The following is a 13843-nucleotide window of genomic DNA, read 5'->3' on the forward strand; positions in this document are numbered from 1 at the left end:
CGTCCCCTCAGTTCGCCGGGTAGCGGTCGATGGGCGGCGGGGTCGGCGCGGGTGCTCCGGAGAGCCCCAGGGTCGCTTCGTACGCCTTCTTCCAGTTGCCGTCCTTCTCGTTGGCCTCCAGCGCGTCGTTGAGAGCGTTGCGCAGCGCGTTGTCGTTGCGCGGTACGCCGATGCCGTACGGCTCCTGGGAGAAGGGCTTGCCGACGACCTTCATCTCGTCGGGCGCCTTGGCCGCGAAACCCAGCAGGATCGCGTCGTCGGTGGTGACGGCGTCGACCTGGAAGGTGAGGAGGTTGTCGACGCAGATCGAGTACGTGTCGTACGCGACGAGCGTCGCCTTCGGGTAGTCGGCGGCGATGCGCTGGTAGGGAGTGGAGCCGGCCGCCGAGCAGACGGTCTTGCCCGCCAGGTCCTGGGGCCCGTTGATGTCGTTCTCGTCGGTACGCACCAGCAGCCCCTGGCCGGCCATGTAGTACGGGCCGGCGAAGCCGACGAGCTTCTTGCGCATGTCGTTGATGGTGTAGGTGCCGACGTAGTAGTCGATCTGGCCGTTCTGCAGGGCGGTCTCGCGGTTGGCGGAGGCGATCGTGCGGAAGCGGATCGTCTCCGGGTCGAAGCCGAGCGAGGCCGACATCATGCGGGCGATCTCGATGTCGAACCCGGAGTAGATCCCGCTCGCGGGGTCCTTCTCCCCCAGGTACGGCTGGTCCTCCTTGGCGCCGACCACCAGATGGCCGCGCTTCTTCGCCTTGGTCCAGGTGCGGGAGTCGGGCAGTTCGAAGCCGGTGTCGACCTGGTAGACCGGCAGTGCCTCGGCCTTTGGCCCCTTGACCGGCGGGCTGCCGTCCTTGCCGCAGCCCGCGGCGAGTGCGGCGAGCAGAAAACCGGCCACGAGGGCGGCGGTCCTGCCCGTGCGCGTGTTCCTCGTGCGCAACATGGAAGCCTCCCCTCAGTGCTTGAGGATCTTGGACAGGAAATCCTTGGCGCGGTCGCTCGAAGGGTTCGTGAAGAAGTCCTCCGGGGTGCGGTCCTCGACGACGCAGCCGTCGGACATGAACACGACGCGGTTGGCCGCGGAGCGGGCGAAGCCCATCTCGTGGGTGACCACGACCATGGTCATGCCGTCCCGGGCGAGCTGCTGCATGACCTCCAGGACCTCGTTGATCATCTCCGGGTCGAGCGCCGAGGTGGGCTCGTCGAAGAGGAGCGCCTTGGGGTCCATGGCCAGGGCGCGGGCGATGGCCACGCGCTGCTGCTGGCCGCCGGAGAGCTGGGCGGGGAACTTGTCCGCGTGGGCGGCCAGGCCGACGCGCTCCAGGAGCTCGCGGGAGCGCCGGTCGGCCTCGCCCTTCTTGCGCTTGCGGACCTTGAGCTGGGCCAGCGAGACATTGTCCAGCACGGTCTTGTGGGCGAAGAGGTTGAACGACTGGAAGACCATGCCGACTTCGGCACGGAGCTGGGCCAGGCCCTTGCCCTCCGCGGGGAGGGGTCTGCCGTCGATCCTGATGCTGCCGGACTCGATCGTCTCCAGCCGGTTGATGGCCCGGCACAGGGTGGATTTCCCCGAGCCGGAGGGGCCGATGACCACCACCACCTCCCCGCGGCCGACGGTGAGATTGATGTCCTGAAGTACGTGCAACTCCCCGAAGTGTTTGTTGACGTCCCTCAGTTCGATCAACGGATCGACGGCCATGCGCTGCCCTACCCACTTGTCGCTGTGTCGAGGTCAGCGCAAACTATCCATCGCGAAAAGGGACTTCGCACCCGACACGCGTAAATAGCGCAAAAGGCTTTTTAACTGGATTAGGCGAGGAGAGCGGCCTCGCGGCTCAGTTCTCGGCGGACTCCGCGTACACCTGGGAGAGCTCGGGGCTGCCCGCCATCGCCCAGTCGAGTCCGGCCGCGACGACGTCGATCTCCCGCCCGGACTCCAGCCGCACCACGGGCTGACCGCTCGGCCAGACGTCCCATGCCGCGCCCGGAACGGTCCGCACGATCACGGTGCCGAGGTAGAGACCGGCGTCGTTGCCGAGCCAGGGAAGCTCCTCGGGGTCGTCGCGCCAGCGGGGCGGCAGCTGGTCGAGCGCGGCCAACGAGGCGGGGGTGTCATCGAGTTCGAGTCCGTGCTGCCCCGCCCTGACGCGCAGCAGTTCGCATTCGGCGAGCAGTTCGGCCACACCGTCGGGGTCTGCCTCGACGGCTGCGGCGAGTGCGCCTGAATGCGTACCCCCCTGACGCTTACGCCAGTTGTCCAAGAAAGGGATGTTCATACCACTAGGGTCCCATCCCCGCCAGGTTCCGCACCACAGGGCGCGCGGCGTTCACCGATCCCCCACCCCGCCCCGGCCCGGGATCCGAGCAGATATCTAAAGTACGCACATGAGTGCACACGCTTACGTTTCGGAACTGTTCTCGCTGGAAGGCCGGGTGGCGGTGGTCACCGGTGGCAGCTCCGGCATCGGCCGGGCGATCACCGGCGCCCTGGCCCGGGCCGGCGCGGGCGTCGTCGTGGTGGCCCGCCGGGAGGCCGAGCTGAGCGCGACCGTGGACGAGCTGACCGCCGAGGGCTGCCGCGCCGCCTGGGTCAGCGCGGACCTGAGCACCACCGAGGGGGTGCGCGCGGGGGCGGACGAGGCCGTGCGGGCGTTCGGGGAGCCGGACATCCTGGTGAACTGTGCCGGGATCAATCTGCGGCCGCCGATGAGCGAGCTGGGCGAGGACGTCTGGGACACCACGATGGCGGTGAACCTGAAGGCGCCGTTCCTGCTGGGGCAGCGCTTCGGGCCCGGCATGGCCGAGCGCGGGTACGGGCGGATCATCCACGTCACCTCGCAGCAGGCGCACCGGGCCTTCGTGAACAGTGGCGCGTACGGGGTGTCCAAGGGCGGCCTGGAGTCCCTGGCCCGCTCCCAGGCCGAGGCCTGGTCCCCGCACGGTGTCACCGTGAACACCCTGGTGCCCGGGTTCGTCCTGACTCCGCTGAACGAGCGCCTCGCCTCGGACCCGGAGAAGGTGGCGTCGCTCGCCGCCCGGACCCTGGTCGGCCGCAACGGCCTCGCGGAGGACTTCGCGGGGGCCGCGGTGTTCCTGGCGGGGCGCTCCTCGGCGTACGTCACCGGGCAGTCGGTGTCCGTGGACGGCGGGTTCTCGGTGCACTGAGGGGCCCGTGCGCCCGGACGGCGGGTTCTCGGTGCACTGAAGGGCCCGTGCGCCCGGACGGCGGGTTCTCGGTGCACTGAAGGGCCCGTGCGCCCGGACGGCGGGTCGGCACACCGAGCCGGTGCGCCCGGGCGGTGGGTTCTCGGTGACCGACCGTCGGTGCGCCGGGCCCGCCGCCCGCCGTGAGGGACCTCGGGGCCTTCTACTGCCGGAGAGCCTGTGCCGCCTCGTCCACCGCCCGCTCCACCGCGGCGGACACGGCCTCCTTGTCCGGACCGAGGCCGGTCAGCACGCCGGAGCCGTCCTCGAACTCCAGCAGGGCCAGCAGGATGTGCTCGGTGCCCACGTAGTTGTGGCCGAGGCGGAGCGCCTCGCGGAAGGTCAGCTCCAGGACCTTCCTGGAGTCCGCGTCGTACGGGATCAGCTCGGGCGTCTCGTCCACGGCGGCGGGCAGCGCTGCGGTCGCCGCCGCCCGCAGCGCGTCCGCCGTCACGCCCTGGCCGGTGAGGACGCGGGCGGCGATGGCTTCGGGCTCGGCGAGCAGGCCGAGGATCAGGTGGGCGGGGACGATCTCGGCGTGCCGGGCGGCCTGGGCCTCGTTGTGGGCGGCGACCACCACATTGCGGGCGCGCGGGGTGAAGCGGTTGAAGCCCTCGTTCGGGTCCAGGTCCGAGGAGCCGCCGCCCTTCTTGGGCACGAAGCGCTTCTGGGCGGCCTGGCGGGTGACCCCCATGCTCCGGCCGATGTCGGTCCAGGAGGCACCGGAGCGACGGGCCTGATCCACGAAGTGGCCGATGAGATGGTCGGCGACGTCTCCGAGGTGGTCGGCGGCGAGCACCGCGCCGGAGAGCTGCTCCAGGGCGTCGTCGTTGGTCTTCTTGATGGCCTCGATCAGATCGTCGAGGCGCACGGAAGGGCTGGCAGGAAGAGGCTGCGTCATGTGACAACCGTAGGTTGACACCCATCGAGTGTCAACCTTGAGTTGTCAGTGCGACGCGGCCTCCGCCCCCTGGATCCCGGCTCAGAGATCGAGGTCGACGACCACCGGGGCGTGGTCCGAGGCGCCCTTGCCCTTGCGTTCCTCGCGGTCGACGTAGCTGTCCTTGACCGCGGCGGTGAACGCGGCGTTGCCGAAGGTGAGGTCGATCCGCATGCCCTTGTTCTTGGGGAACCTGAGCTCGCGGTAGTCCCAGAAGGTGTAGGCGCGGTCGTACTTGAGGGGGCGGGGCAGGACCTCGCTCAGGCCCTCCCCCTCCAGGGCCGCGAGGGCGGCGCGCTCGGCGGGCGTCACATGCGTGGCGCCGACGAACAGCGCCGGGTCCCAGACGTCCTCGTCGGTCGGGGCCACATTGAAGTCGCCGAGGACCGCGAACGGCAGAGGCCCCGCGGCGTCCGCCGCCGCGGCCTTCCGCAGGGCCTCCAGCCAGCGCAGCTTGTACGCGTAGTGCTCGTGCTCGACCTCGCGGCCGTTCGGCACGTACACCGACCAGAGGCGCAGCGGGCCGCAGGTCGCCGAGATCGCGCGGGGCTCCTGCACCCCGTCGTAGTCCGGGCCGTCGGGCAGCCCGGTGACGACGTCGGTGAGGCCGACGCGGGAGAGCAGCGCGACCCCGTTCCACCGGCCGGTGGCGTTGACCGCGGACTCGTAGCCCAGCTCGGCGAGCGCGGCGGTGGGGAACTGCTCCGCCGTGCACTTGGTCTCCTGGATGCACAGCACATCGGTGCCGCTGCTCTCCAGCCAGGCCAGAAGCCTCGGCAGCCGGGCGGTGATCGAATTGACGTTATAGGTGGCGATGCGCATGGCAGCCAACCTAGCGGCTCCCACTGACAGTCGCCGGAGGGCTCACAGCTCGGTGACGCCGCCCGGGGCCAGCCGACCGTGGTCCGCGCCGCCCAGGGCCCCGATCTGGTTGTCGTAGATGGGCCGTGCCAGATCGGTCAGCAGGGCGTCGTGGACGTCGATGGCCCGTCGCGGCTTGACCTCGCGCACGTAGTCGATGACCTCGGAGATCTTGTTCCAGGGGGCCATGACCGGCAGCAGGAGGGTGTCGACGGGGCGGTCGGGAACGGTGAGCGCGTCGCCGGGGTGGAAGACCGAACCGTCGACGAGGAAGCCGACGTTGGTGACCCTCGGGATGTCCGGGTGGATCACCGCGTGCAGCTCGCCGTGCACGGTGACGTCGAATCCGGCGGCGGAGAACGCGTCCCCGTCGCCCACGGTGTGCACCCGCCCGGGGAACGCGGCCGAGAGCTGCTCGGCCACGCTGCGCAGCGTCCAGATCCCGGCCGCCGGATTCGCCTCCAGGCCCGCCCGCAGCCGCGCCTCGTTGAAGTGGTCCGGGTGCTCGTGCGTCACCAGGACGACATCGGCGCCGAGCGCCGCGTCGTCCTCGGAGAAGCCACCGGGGTCGATGACCAGGACCCGCCCCTCCTTCTCGATGCGGACGCAGGAGTGGGTCTTCTTGGTGAGGGTGAGTGCCCGAGGCGATGCGTTCATGGCTCCATCCTGCTACGCGGGCGGCGTGGTTTCCTCCTGGATGACCTTCTGCGCGACGGCGAACGCGGCTCCGGCGGCCGGGAGGCCGCAGTAGACGGCGGTCTGGAGGAGAACTTCCTTGATCTCGGCGGGCGTCAGGCCGTTGCGCAGGGCGGCGCGGGTGTGCGCGGCCAGGCCCTCCAGGTGGCCGGAGGCGACGAGCGCGGTGAGCGTGATGCAGCTCCGGGTACGGCGGTCGAGGCCGTCCCGGCTCCAGACCTCGCCCCAGGCGTACCGGGTGACCAGCTCCTGGAAGTCCTCGGTGAAGCCGTCGGCCGAGGCGTTCACCGCGTCGACATGGGCGTCCCCCAGCACCTCTCGGCGCACCTTGGTGCCCTGCTCGTGCCGGTCGTCCGGCGTCGGCGCGGAGGCCTCGGGCGTCGCGGCGGCCGGGGCGATCTCGGCCACCGGGGCGAACGGGGCGGGGGGCGTCACGGGCCCGGGGACGAGCGGCAGCACGGGGATGGCCGCCGAGGTGTCCTGCTGCCAGGCGCTGGAGAAGTGCATCAGCAGCAGGTCGCTGACGGCGGCAGGCTGCTCGACCGGCGCGAGGTGCGAGGCCCCGGGCACGAGCGCCAGGCGGGCGTCCGGTATCCCGGCGACCAGCGTTCGCGCCTCGGCGGGCCCGGTGACCTGGTCCTCCGCCCCGACCAGTACCAGGGTGGGAGCCCCGATCCGGCCCAGGGCGCCGCGGATGTCGAACGCCGCGAGCGCCTCGCAGGCGGCGATGTAGCACCCGGGATCGGTGGTGCGGACCATCTGCACGGCCCATTCCACGATGGCGGGCTGCGCGGCGGCGAAGCCGGGGGTGAACCAGCGCTCCGGCGCGGTGCGGGCGATCGGCTCCAGGCCGTTGGTACGGACGATCACACCGCGCTGGCGGAATTCGTCGGCCGTGCCGAACCGGGGCGAGGAGGCGACGAGCGCCAGCGAGGCCACCCGGTGCGGATGTCTCAGTGCCAGGTCCGCGCCGATCGCCCCGCCGATCGAGCAGCCCGCGTAGCCGAAGCGCTGGATGCCGAGCCCGTCCAGCGTCGCGAGCAGCCGGTCGGCCAGATCGGCGACGGAGGCCGCGGCGTGCGCCGGCGCGCCGCCGTGGCCGGGGAGGTCGTAGCGGAAGACCCGCCAGTGCTGGGACAGCTCGGGTATCTGGCGATCCCACATGTGCCAGGTCGTGCCCAGCGAAGGACCTATGACCAGGACCGGGGCGTCTTCCGGCCCGTCGACGCAGTATTTGAGGGTGTTCCGTGGTGTCTCGCTCACCCGCTCGACCCTCTCATCCCGCGACCGCCTCCCCCAACTCAGGGCGTCGACGGGTCGGGGAGCCGGCTGTCCCGGCGACGGGAGGGGCGGTGGTGCGGCTGGGCACGCCGGGATGCTTCACACGACGGTGAGGACGTCGGCGACCGGTCTGCGCGGGGTGGCCACAGCCGGGGGACCGTAGCCGGGGCGGAAGACCATGTGGACGAAGCCCATCCCGGATGCGGGATCACGGGCCATCGACCTCAGCTCCGGCCGTTCCGGCGGCTGCGTCATCAGCGAGGTCGCCAGCCGGTCCGGCGTCGCCGCGAGCAGGACTCGTTCCATGGCCTGCCCGGCGCGGAGCCAGTCGGCGGGCCCGTCCGTCTCCGTGCCGAGCACCGTCGGCTGAGGGTGCTCCTCGCAGGTGGCCGTGGCACGGCACTCCGCGTTCCGGGTGCCCGAAGCCCCGCACGGGCGCCTTCACGTCGTGCCGGCGCGGACCGAACGCGTAGGCGGGCACCCCCTCGGTCTCGGGCCCCTGCCCCGCCCTCCCCGTGCGTGTCCAGGCGATTGGCGCCGCCACGGTGTACCGCGGTGCGTCCGGCCGCTGCCATGCGATCGGACCTCCTGTCCCCAACCCGGCCCCGCGACCGCGCCGCCTCGTGCCGAACGCCGGGAGGGCCGGCCGGCACCGGGGGTCTCCGGTGCCGGCCGGCCAGGGGTCGGGCGCTGTCAGACGCGGTCGGCGGCGATGAGGAGGTACTGGAAGGAGCCGTCCCGGTAGGAGTTGATGAACGCGTCCTCGATCCCCGTGACCAGCGAGGACGTGGCCCGCAGCTCCCAGTAGGGCAGGGTGTCGGGGGTGAGGTCGATGACGGCCTGCGGCACGAGGCGGTTGTCGGCCATGGCCCGCAGGTACTCCCGGCGCGAGTGGATGTTGCACTCGAAGTGCGCGTTGATCTGCGAGACCCACTTCGAGGGCTGACCGTAGCGCGGGTTCCAGCAGCCGGTGATGGTCACGTAACGACCGCCGACCTTCAGGACTCGGGAGTGCTCGGCGAAGAGGTCGTCCAGGTCCACGTACATGCTCGACTCGTTGTTCCACGAGGCCGCTGCGGAACCGGTCGCGAAGGGCGTGGAGAGCATGTTGCAGACGCGGGCGCGGACGTGGTCCCCGATTCCCAGCTCCGCGGCGCGCCCATTGGCGAAGTCGGCCTGCTTGGCCGACAGGGTCACGCCTTCCACCGAGCAGCCGAAGCGCTGGTGCGCCATCACCATCGAGCCGCCCCGGCCACAGCCCGCGTCCACCAGGGTGTCGTCGCGCCCGATGTCACCGAGGTGCTCCAGCAGGAAATCGGCCTGCGCCGACTCCAGCCGGTGGAGCTCGGTGATCAGCTTCTTCTCGCTCTCGCTGTCCTCGGCGGTGCCGAGCGAGGCGGTGTCGACCTCACCGATGCCGTAGTGGTGGTGGTAGAGGCCGTCGACGTCACCGAGGCGCAGGTTCACGGGCCGGGCCTCCCCGTCCCAGTAGCGGGCGATGTCTCCCTGGTAGGGCGTCGCGGGGCCGGGGATGCGCAGGGTGGGGGCGGTGGTGAGTTCAGCGTTGGTCACGGACGATTCCCATCTCTTGCCGGAGGTCGGTGCCTACCAGAAGTCGGGCAGGCTGTAGCGGTAGGTGTTCGATTGGTGCCAGTGGTGATTGCCGTCGACCCAGGCGGCGACGCCCCGCAGGAAGCGCTGCACGCTCGGGACGGGGCAGGCGGCGGCCAGTGCGGCGGCCTCGGTCTCGAAGGCGTGCATCAGCTCGTTGTGGATCTCGACCGATTTCAGGTAGGCGTCCTGGTCGGACAACTCCTCGCGTTCGGCGATCACGACGGGCAGGTTCAGGTGCCGGCCCGGAGCGGCGAGCTCCTTGGTGTACGAGTAGAGGTCGTTCACGATCGTCGTGGCGTTGGAGGCCAGGGCGATGACCTTCTGCATGTCGGCCTGGGCGTGCAGGTCCGCCGGGAGTTCGTAGCCGCCGACGGTGTCGGTGATGGTGGGGCAGGGCCGGAAGTTGTTGAACTGGCGCATCGCCAGGTACTCCCAGACCTCCGGGACCTGGTCCTGCTGGGCCCAGGCGGCTTCGGCCAGGTACCCCAGGTGCAGTCGCGCCATGTCGTGGCGGAGCCGGTCCGCCTGGGAGGGGCCGGCCGCGCGGACGAAGTAGTCCATGGCGGAGCGGTAGGCGCGCCGGGGGGCGTCCGCGTGGAGCGAGGCCGCCCACCCCGGCTGGTACTCCCGCACGGTGTACAGGGGATCGAGCGCCGTGTGCGCGAGCAGAAGCCGCTCCCCCAGGCCGATGGGCGAGCCGCCGTGGTCCTCGCAGTAGCAGTCGTCCACCGTGTTCTCGGCGACCATCAGGCGGGTGGCGAGCATCAGGTGGTCGACGGTGGGCGCGTCCGGATGGCATCCGACCATGTAGCGGCCCACGGAGAAGCCGTCGAACTGCTCCTCCCACTCCTCGGGATACAGGGAGACCTCGTCCAGCGCCCAGGCCTTGATCCTTCGGCTGACCTCGTCGACGCGCCCCTGGTCCGGCTCGGGGACGGGGTGGTGGTACAGCCCCGGAATCGGCCGGCCTTCCTGGGTGGCCGTCGGTACGGGACGCTCCTCCCGGGGCGTCAGCCGCAGGCCGGCCGTGCCCAGGCCATGAGGCCCGCCCAGCAGCCGGTCCAGCCCGACGCCCTCCCCCGGTACGTCGGTCACCGGTACGGCGGCCGGCGGAATCGCGGGCGACGGGGGGCGGAAGGAGAGCCCGGTGGTCGGGGACGGCAGGGGGCGAGCGCCGTACGGTCCACCGACGACTGCTTCGGTGTCGTGGGCGCGAGCCGCGCCCGCGCCGAGCACGGTCGCCCCGAAGCGGGTGACGGCCTCCGGCAGGCTCGACCGCGGAGGTGGCAGCTCGGGCACGGGCATGCGTGGCTCCTTGATGGGGGGTACGGGTGTTCGACGGCGTCCGGGCACGCGGCCTGCCACGCGGGGGCTGGGCCGCGCGGGCCGCGGCCACTACCTGGGCCAGTTGGCGATCTGCACGTTCTCCAGCACGCCGACCGCGTCGGGCACGAGGATCGCGGCGGAGTAGTAGGTGCTGACGAGGTAGGAGATGATCGCCTTCTCGTCGATGTTCATGAAGCGGACCGAGAGGCCCGGTTCGTACTCGTCCGGCAGGCCGGTCTGCCGCAGACCGATGACGCCCTGGTTCTCCTCACCGGTACGCAGGGCGAGGATCGAGCTGGTCCTCTCCGGAGTGATGGGGATCTTGCCGCAGGGCAGGATCGGCACACCGCGCCAGGCGGGAACCTGCTGGCCACCGAGGTCGGTGTGGTCCGGGTAGAGGCCGCGCGCGTTGAACTCGCGCCCCATCGCCGCGATCGTCCGGGGGTGCGCGAGGAAGAACTTGGTGCCCCGGCGGCGGCAGAGCAGCTCGTCCAGGTCGTCCGGGGTCGGCGGGCCGGAATGCGTCTGGATGCGCTGCTTGAAGTCGGCGTTGTGGAGCAGGCCGAACTCCCGGTTGTTGATCAGCTCGTGCTCCTGGCGCTCCCGCAGCGCCTCGATGGTGAGCCTGAGCTGTTCCTCGGTCTGGTTCATCGGGCCGTTGTAGAGGTCGGCGACCCTGGTGTGGACCCGCAGAATCGTCTGGGCGACCGAGAGTTCGTATTCACGCGGCTTCGGTTCGTAGTCGGCGAACGCTCCGGGCAGCTCGTGCTCGCCGACATGGCCGGCCGACATCGCGATCTCCGCCTCACCGCGGTGGTTCTGCCGCTGCTCGGAGCGCGCGGTGAACGCGGCGAGGTGCGCCCGGAGGGCCGCCGAGTTCGACACGATGGCCGCGAAGTCGGCGCGGGACAGGGTGAGCAGCGTGCCCGCGGTCTCGGCGGTGGCGGTCCGCGTCCACCGGGCGTCGTCGTCCAGCAGGGCGTGCTCGCCGAAGCGGTCGCCGTCAGCCAGGACCTCCAGGGTGGCCTCGTCGCCGTAGTTGCCGGCGGAGGTCTGGCCGATCCGGCCGTGCGCGATCAGATGGAGCTGGTCCGCGGCCGTGCCCCGCTCGACCAGCGTCTCCCCCGCCCGGAAGTCACGCTGGACGCACCGGTCGGCGATGGCCGTCAGCACCTCGGCGTCGTCGAAGTCCCGCAGCAGGGCCAGTTCGCCCAGCTCCTGGGGGATGACCCGGACCGCGGCCCCGTCCTGGACGAACTCCACCCGCCCGTCGCCCACGGTGAAGGTCAGCCGCCGGTTGACCCGGTAGGCGCCGCCCTTGGTCTCGACCCAGGGAAGCATCCGCAGCAGCCAGCGGGAGGTGATCTCCTGCATCTGCGGGGCGGACTTCGTCGTGCTGGCGAGGTTGCGGGCGGCGGCCGTCCCCAGGCTGGACTGCCGGGGCACTTCCAGCCGCGCTTCCGAGCTCGAGTCAACAGTCATCGGGCAGGCTCTCCTTGGTCGGGGCGAGGCATGCATAGCGGACGTAAACGCCCGAAAGCATGAAATAAAGCAGGGAAAGGAGTGATATGAAGGGGAACTCCCTCCAGATCCAGGGGAACACTAAGGGCCCCTTCGCCCCCCGGACCAAGGAAATCTGCCGACATTAGCTCGATACGATGATCGCGCCCGCGGGATGTTTGCCCCCGTGCCGACGGATTTCAGCCGTGATCGGGCAAGGCGTTCGGCAGCCTTCCGGGCTCACACGGCTCGGAGCCGCGGAAGCGCGGCGAAATCCGGCCGGTCGGCGCAGGCGGACGGCGATGCCGACGCGCGGAACGCGGTAAAGCGCCCGCGAACAGCAGAGCACGCGGACATACGTCGGCCCCGGCGGTGGCTCACCGCCGGGGCCGACGCGCGCGCTGTGCCACCGGGTCGATGCGCTCGGTGGCGGTGCGGCGTACCCGGTGCCGGTCCGACGTACTCAGAGGCTCCCGGTCAGGGGGTCGCCGCCGAGACGACGTACACGACCGGGCTGGCCGGGTCGGTCATGTTGACCGTGATGTTCTGGGTCGGGCGCGGCTTCTTGTTCTTGTGCGTCATGCTGGCCCAGTCCTCGCCCGGGCCGAAGGACCAGCCGGTGATCTTGACGTCCCGGGGGCTGATGTCGATCGTGTCCGGCTCCAGCGCGGCGCGTCCGGTGCCCACCCCGGTCAGGAAGCGGTCGAGACCGGCGGAGGTCGTCCGGAACTTCGCGTACATCCGGCTGGCTTTCCAGTTGTTCGTCTCGTAGTACTGGACGCCGAGCCCGTTGCCGGGGATCGGGATCTCGAAGATCCGGCGCTGCATCTTGGAGGGCCAGCCCTCCCGGAGGCCCACGGCGGCCGCCTCGGCCTCCTTGTCCTGCCCCGAGCGGCGGCTCTGACCGGCCGAGATCAGCAGGTAGCCGGCCGGGATGCCGATCAGCAGCACGATGATCGTCGCGGTGATGAAACGCCGCTTGAACACATGCCGCCGGTCCTCGGGCGGCTTGCCCTCGCCGTCGCCCGGAGACTCCGACTGGTGCGGCACCACGGGGTGCTCGGCTGCGATCATGATCAGGTGGTCCTCAAGGTGCTGCGGTGACGGCGTACTGAAGGGTGGACGCCGGAAAGGGCGACTGCGGTTCAGTCGGCGGTACGGGTGGACCGCGTGTTGCGGATGGTGCTCGCCGCCTGGTCGTAGATCTGGGCGTACCGCTCGTACCGCTCGACGCGCCGCCGGTTGGCCCGGCGGAATCGTCGGGCGACCAGCCGGGCCAGGTCCGCGGCGCCGACCATACCCGCCTCGGGGCCGAGCTGCGCCTTCGCGATCCGGGCCTCGGGGCGGTAGCCGCGGCCGGTGAGGTGGCGCTTGAAGGCGTCCCGGGCGGGGTTGATCAGCAGGTCGTCGGCGGCGCTGACGCCGCCTCCGATGACGAAGCAGGAGGGGTCGAGCGCCGCGGCCAGATTGGCGATGCCGATGCCGAGCCACTGGCCGATGTCCTGGAGCAGCTCGATGCACATGGCGTCGCCCTCGCGGGCCAGTTCGGTGATGAGCGGGCCGGTGATGTCGGCGACGTTCCCCTTCACCCGGTCCAGCAGGTAGTGCGCCACCGGGGAGTCGGCGGCGGCCAGCTCCCTGGCCTCGCGGACCAGGGCGTTGCCGGAGCTGTACTGCTCCCAGCAGCCCCGGTTGCCGCAGGGGCAGCGGTGGCCCGAGGGCACGACCTGCATGTGGCCGAACTCACCGGCCACGCCGTACTTGCCGCGCTTGACCTGGCCGTCCTCCAGGATCGCGCCGCCGATGCCCGTACCGAGGGTGATCATGACGAGGTGGTCCTCGCCGCGGCCCGCTCCGAAGCGCCATTCCGCCCAGGCGGCGGTGTTGGCGTCGTTGTCGACCATGACGGGGACGACAAGGCGGGACGCGATCGCGTCGCGCAGCGGCTCGTCGCGCCAGGCGAGGTGCGGGGCGAACAGCACCTTGGAGCGGTCGGCGTCCACCCAGCCCGCCGCGCCGATGCCCACCGCGTGGACGTCGTGGCGGTCGGAGAGGTCCAGGACCAGTTCGACGATGGTGTCCTCGACGACCTTGGGGCTCTTGGACTTGTCGGGCGTCTCGGTGCGGAGCTGTTCCAGGATGTTGCCGTCGGCGTCGACGACGCCCGCCATCACCTTGGTGCCGCCGATGTCGATCCCGACCGTGGGGACCCGGGGGGCGGTGAGGTGCGAGCGGCGTTCCTTGGTGCCGACGGTCTTGAGGACGGTGGCGCGGGCGGAGCCGCGGTGTGCGAAGTCGCGGTACGTGCTCATCGTCCCTGCGGGGTCTGGGGGGCCGGGCCGCTGTCGCGGCCGGCGGCGGACGGCGCCCGCCGGGCTCGATTCTGCCACTGCCCCGCCCCGGGGGGCCGGTGGGCGGGGCAGTGGC

General features: G+C 71.1%; 14 protein-coding genes. 1 reads left to right on the plus strand and 13 read right to left on the minus strand.

Annotated elements, in window-relative coordinates; translation table 11 throughout:
- Window positions 1-7: 7 nt before the first annotated feature.
- The 3 genes from HET64_RS10835 to HET64_RS10845 all read right to left on the minus strand — a co-directional run bounded on the left by HET64_RS10835 (window position 8) and on the right by HET64_RS10845 (window position 2270).
- Window positions 8-937, minus strand: a complete 930-nt coding sequence (locus HET64_RS10835; RefSeq protein WP_215104253.1) for a glutamate ABC transporter substrate-binding protein — start codon at window positions 935-937, stop codon at window positions 8-10.
- A 12-nt stretch (window positions 938-949) separates the two neighbouring features.
- The gene (locus tag HET64_RS10840; protein ID WP_215104255.1) at window positions 950-1693 is read right to left on the minus strand and encodes an amino acid ABC transporter ATP-binding protein; all 744 of its coding nucleotides are present in this window, start codon (window positions 1691-1693) and stop codon (window positions 950-952) included.
- Window positions 1694-1829: 136 nt separating this feature from the next.
- Window positions 1830-2270 (minus strand): DUF6278 family protein, encoded by a 441-nt coding sequence (locus HET64_RS10845; RefSeq protein ID WP_215104257.1) that lies wholly within the window; start codon window positions 2268-2270, stop codon window positions 1830-1832.
- Window positions 2271-2379: 109 nt separating this feature from the next.
- Between HET64_RS10845 and HET64_RS10850 the strand changes: the two genes are divergently transcribed.
- Window positions 2380-3159 carry an SDR family NAD(P)-dependent oxidoreductase gene (locus tag HET64_RS10850; protein WP_215104258.1) on the plus strand — a complete coding sequence of 260 codons (780 nt, stop codon included), beginning with the start codon at window positions 2380-2382 and terminating at the stop codon, window positions 3157-3159.
- Between the two features lie 202 nt (window positions 3160-3361).
- Here the strand turns inward: HET64_RS10850 and HET64_RS10855 are convergent, their stop codons facing one another.
- From HET64_RS10855 to HET64_RS10900, 10 genes are all read right to left on the minus strand, one after another.
- On the minus strand, window positions 3362-4099 hold the full coding sequence (locus HET64_RS10855; protein WP_215104260.1) for a Clp protease N-terminal domain-containing protein: 738 nt from the start codon (window positions 4097-4099) through the stop codon (window positions 3362-3364).
- A gap of 81 nt (window positions 4100-4180) precedes the next feature.
- On the minus strand, window positions 4181-4960 hold the full coding sequence (locus tag HET64_RS10860; protein WP_215104262.1) for an exodeoxyribonuclease III: 780 nt from the start codon (window positions 4958-4960) through the stop codon (window positions 4181-4183).
- A gap of 42 nt (window positions 4961-5002) precedes the next feature.
- A complete protein-coding gene (locus HET64_RS10865) occupies window positions 5003-5656 on the minus strand; it encodes an MBL fold metallo-hydrolase (protein WP_215104264.1) in 654 nt (217 codons plus the stop codon).
- 12 nt (window positions 5657-5668) lie between these two features.
- Complete coding sequence (locus HET64_RS10870; protein ID WP_374105553.1) at window positions 5669-6859, minus strand: alpha/beta fold hydrolase; 1191 nt, start codon at window positions 6857-6859, stop codon at window positions 5669-5671.
- Between the two features lie 216 nt (window positions 6860-7075).
- The gene (locus HET64_RS40070; RefSeq protein ID WP_374105552.1) at window positions 7076-7336 is read right to left on the minus strand and encodes a hypothetical protein; all 261 of its coding nucleotides are present in this window, start codon (window positions 7334-7336) and stop codon (window positions 7076-7078) included.
- A gap of 333 nt (window positions 7337-7669) precedes the next feature.
- Window positions 7670-8548, minus strand: a complete 879-nt coding sequence (locus tag HET64_RS10880) for a geranyl diphosphate 2-C-methyltransferase (protein WP_215104268.1) — start codon at window positions 8546-8548, stop codon at window positions 7670-7672.
- A gap of 33 nt (window positions 8549-8581) precedes the next feature.
- Window positions 8582-9895 carry a family 2 encapsulin nanocompartment cargo protein terpene cyclase gene (locus HET64_RS10885; protein ID WP_251145125.1) on the minus strand — a complete coding sequence of 438 codons (1314 nt, stop codon included), beginning with the start codon at window positions 9893-9895 and terminating at the stop codon, window positions 8582-8584.
- A 90-nt stretch (window positions 9896-9985) separates the two neighbouring features.
- On the minus strand, window positions 9986-11398 hold the full coding sequence (locus HET64_RS10890; protein WP_215104270.1) for a family 2B encapsulin nanocompartment shell protein: 1413 nt from the start codon (window positions 11396-11398) through the stop codon (window positions 9986-9988).
- 495 nt (window positions 11399-11893) lie between these two features.
- Window positions 11894-12490, minus strand: coding sequence for a hypothetical protein (locus HET64_RS10895; protein ID WP_215104272.1), 597 nt, complete (start codon window positions 12488-12490; stop codon window positions 11894-11896).
- 71 nt (window positions 12491-12561) lie between these two features.
- The gene (locus tag HET64_RS10900) at window positions 12562-13728 is read right to left on the minus strand and encodes an ROK family glucokinase (RefSeq protein WP_003965308.1); all 1167 of its coding nucleotides are present in this window, start codon (window positions 13726-13728) and stop codon (window positions 12562-12564) included.
- Window positions 13729-13843 lie beyond the last annotated feature (115 nt).

The sequence above is a fragment of the Streptomyces sp. McG3 genome, from assembly GCF_018619185.1.
Lineage (GTDB): Bacteria > Actinomycetota > Actinomycetes > Streptomycetales > Streptomycetaceae > Streptomyces.

Excerpts from the sequence above, each read along its gene's own strand:
- HET64_RS10835 (WP_215104253.1), bottom strand. The coding sequence starts at position 937 with ATGTTGCGCACGAGGAACACGCGCACGGGCAGGACCGCCGCCCTCGTG.
- HET64_RS10840 (WP_215104255.1), bottom strand. The coding sequence starts at position 1,693 with ATGGCCGTCGATCCGTTGATCGAACTGAGGGACGTCAACAAACACTTC.
- HET64_RS10845 (WP_215104257.1), bottom strand. The coding sequence starts at position 2,270 with ATGAACATCCCTTTCTTGGACAACTGGCGTAAGCGTCAGGGGGGTACG.
- HET64_RS10850 (WP_215104258.1), top strand. The coding sequence starts at position 2,380 with ATGAGTGCACACGCTTACGTTTCGGAACTGTTCTCGCTGGAAGGCCGG.
- HET64_RS10855 (WP_215104260.1), bottom strand. The coding sequence starts at position 4,099 with ATGACGCAGCCTCTTCCTGCCAGCCCTTCCGTGCGCCTCGACGATCTG.
- HET64_RS10860 (WP_215104262.1), bottom strand. The coding sequence starts at position 4,960 with ATGCGCATCGCCACCTATAACGTCAATTCGATCACCGCCCGGCTGCCG.
- HET64_RS10865 (WP_215104264.1), bottom strand. The coding sequence starts at position 5,656 with ATGAACGCATCGCCTCGGGCACTCACCCTCACCAAGAAGACCCACTCC.
- HET64_RS10870 (WP_374105553.1), bottom strand. The coding sequence starts at position 6,859 with ATGTGGGATCGCCAGATACCCGAGCTGTCCCAGCACTGGCGGGTCTTC.
- HET64_RS10885 (WP_251145125.1), bottom strand. The coding sequence starts at position 9,895 with ATGCCCGTGCCCGAGCTGCCACCTCCGCGGTCGAGCCTGCCGGAGGCC.
- HET64_RS10890 (WP_215104270.1), bottom strand. The coding sequence starts at position 11,398 with ATGACTGTTGACTCGAGCTCGGAAGCGCGGCTGGAAGTGCCCCGGCAG.
- HET64_RS10895 (WP_215104272.1), bottom strand. The coding sequence starts at position 12,490 with ATGATCGCAGCCGAGCACCCCGTGGTGCCGCACCAGTCGGAGTCTCCG.
- HET64_RS10900 (WP_003965308.1), bottom strand. The coding sequence starts at position 13,728 with ATGAGCACGTACCGCGACTTCGCACACCGCGGCTCCGCCCGCGCCACC.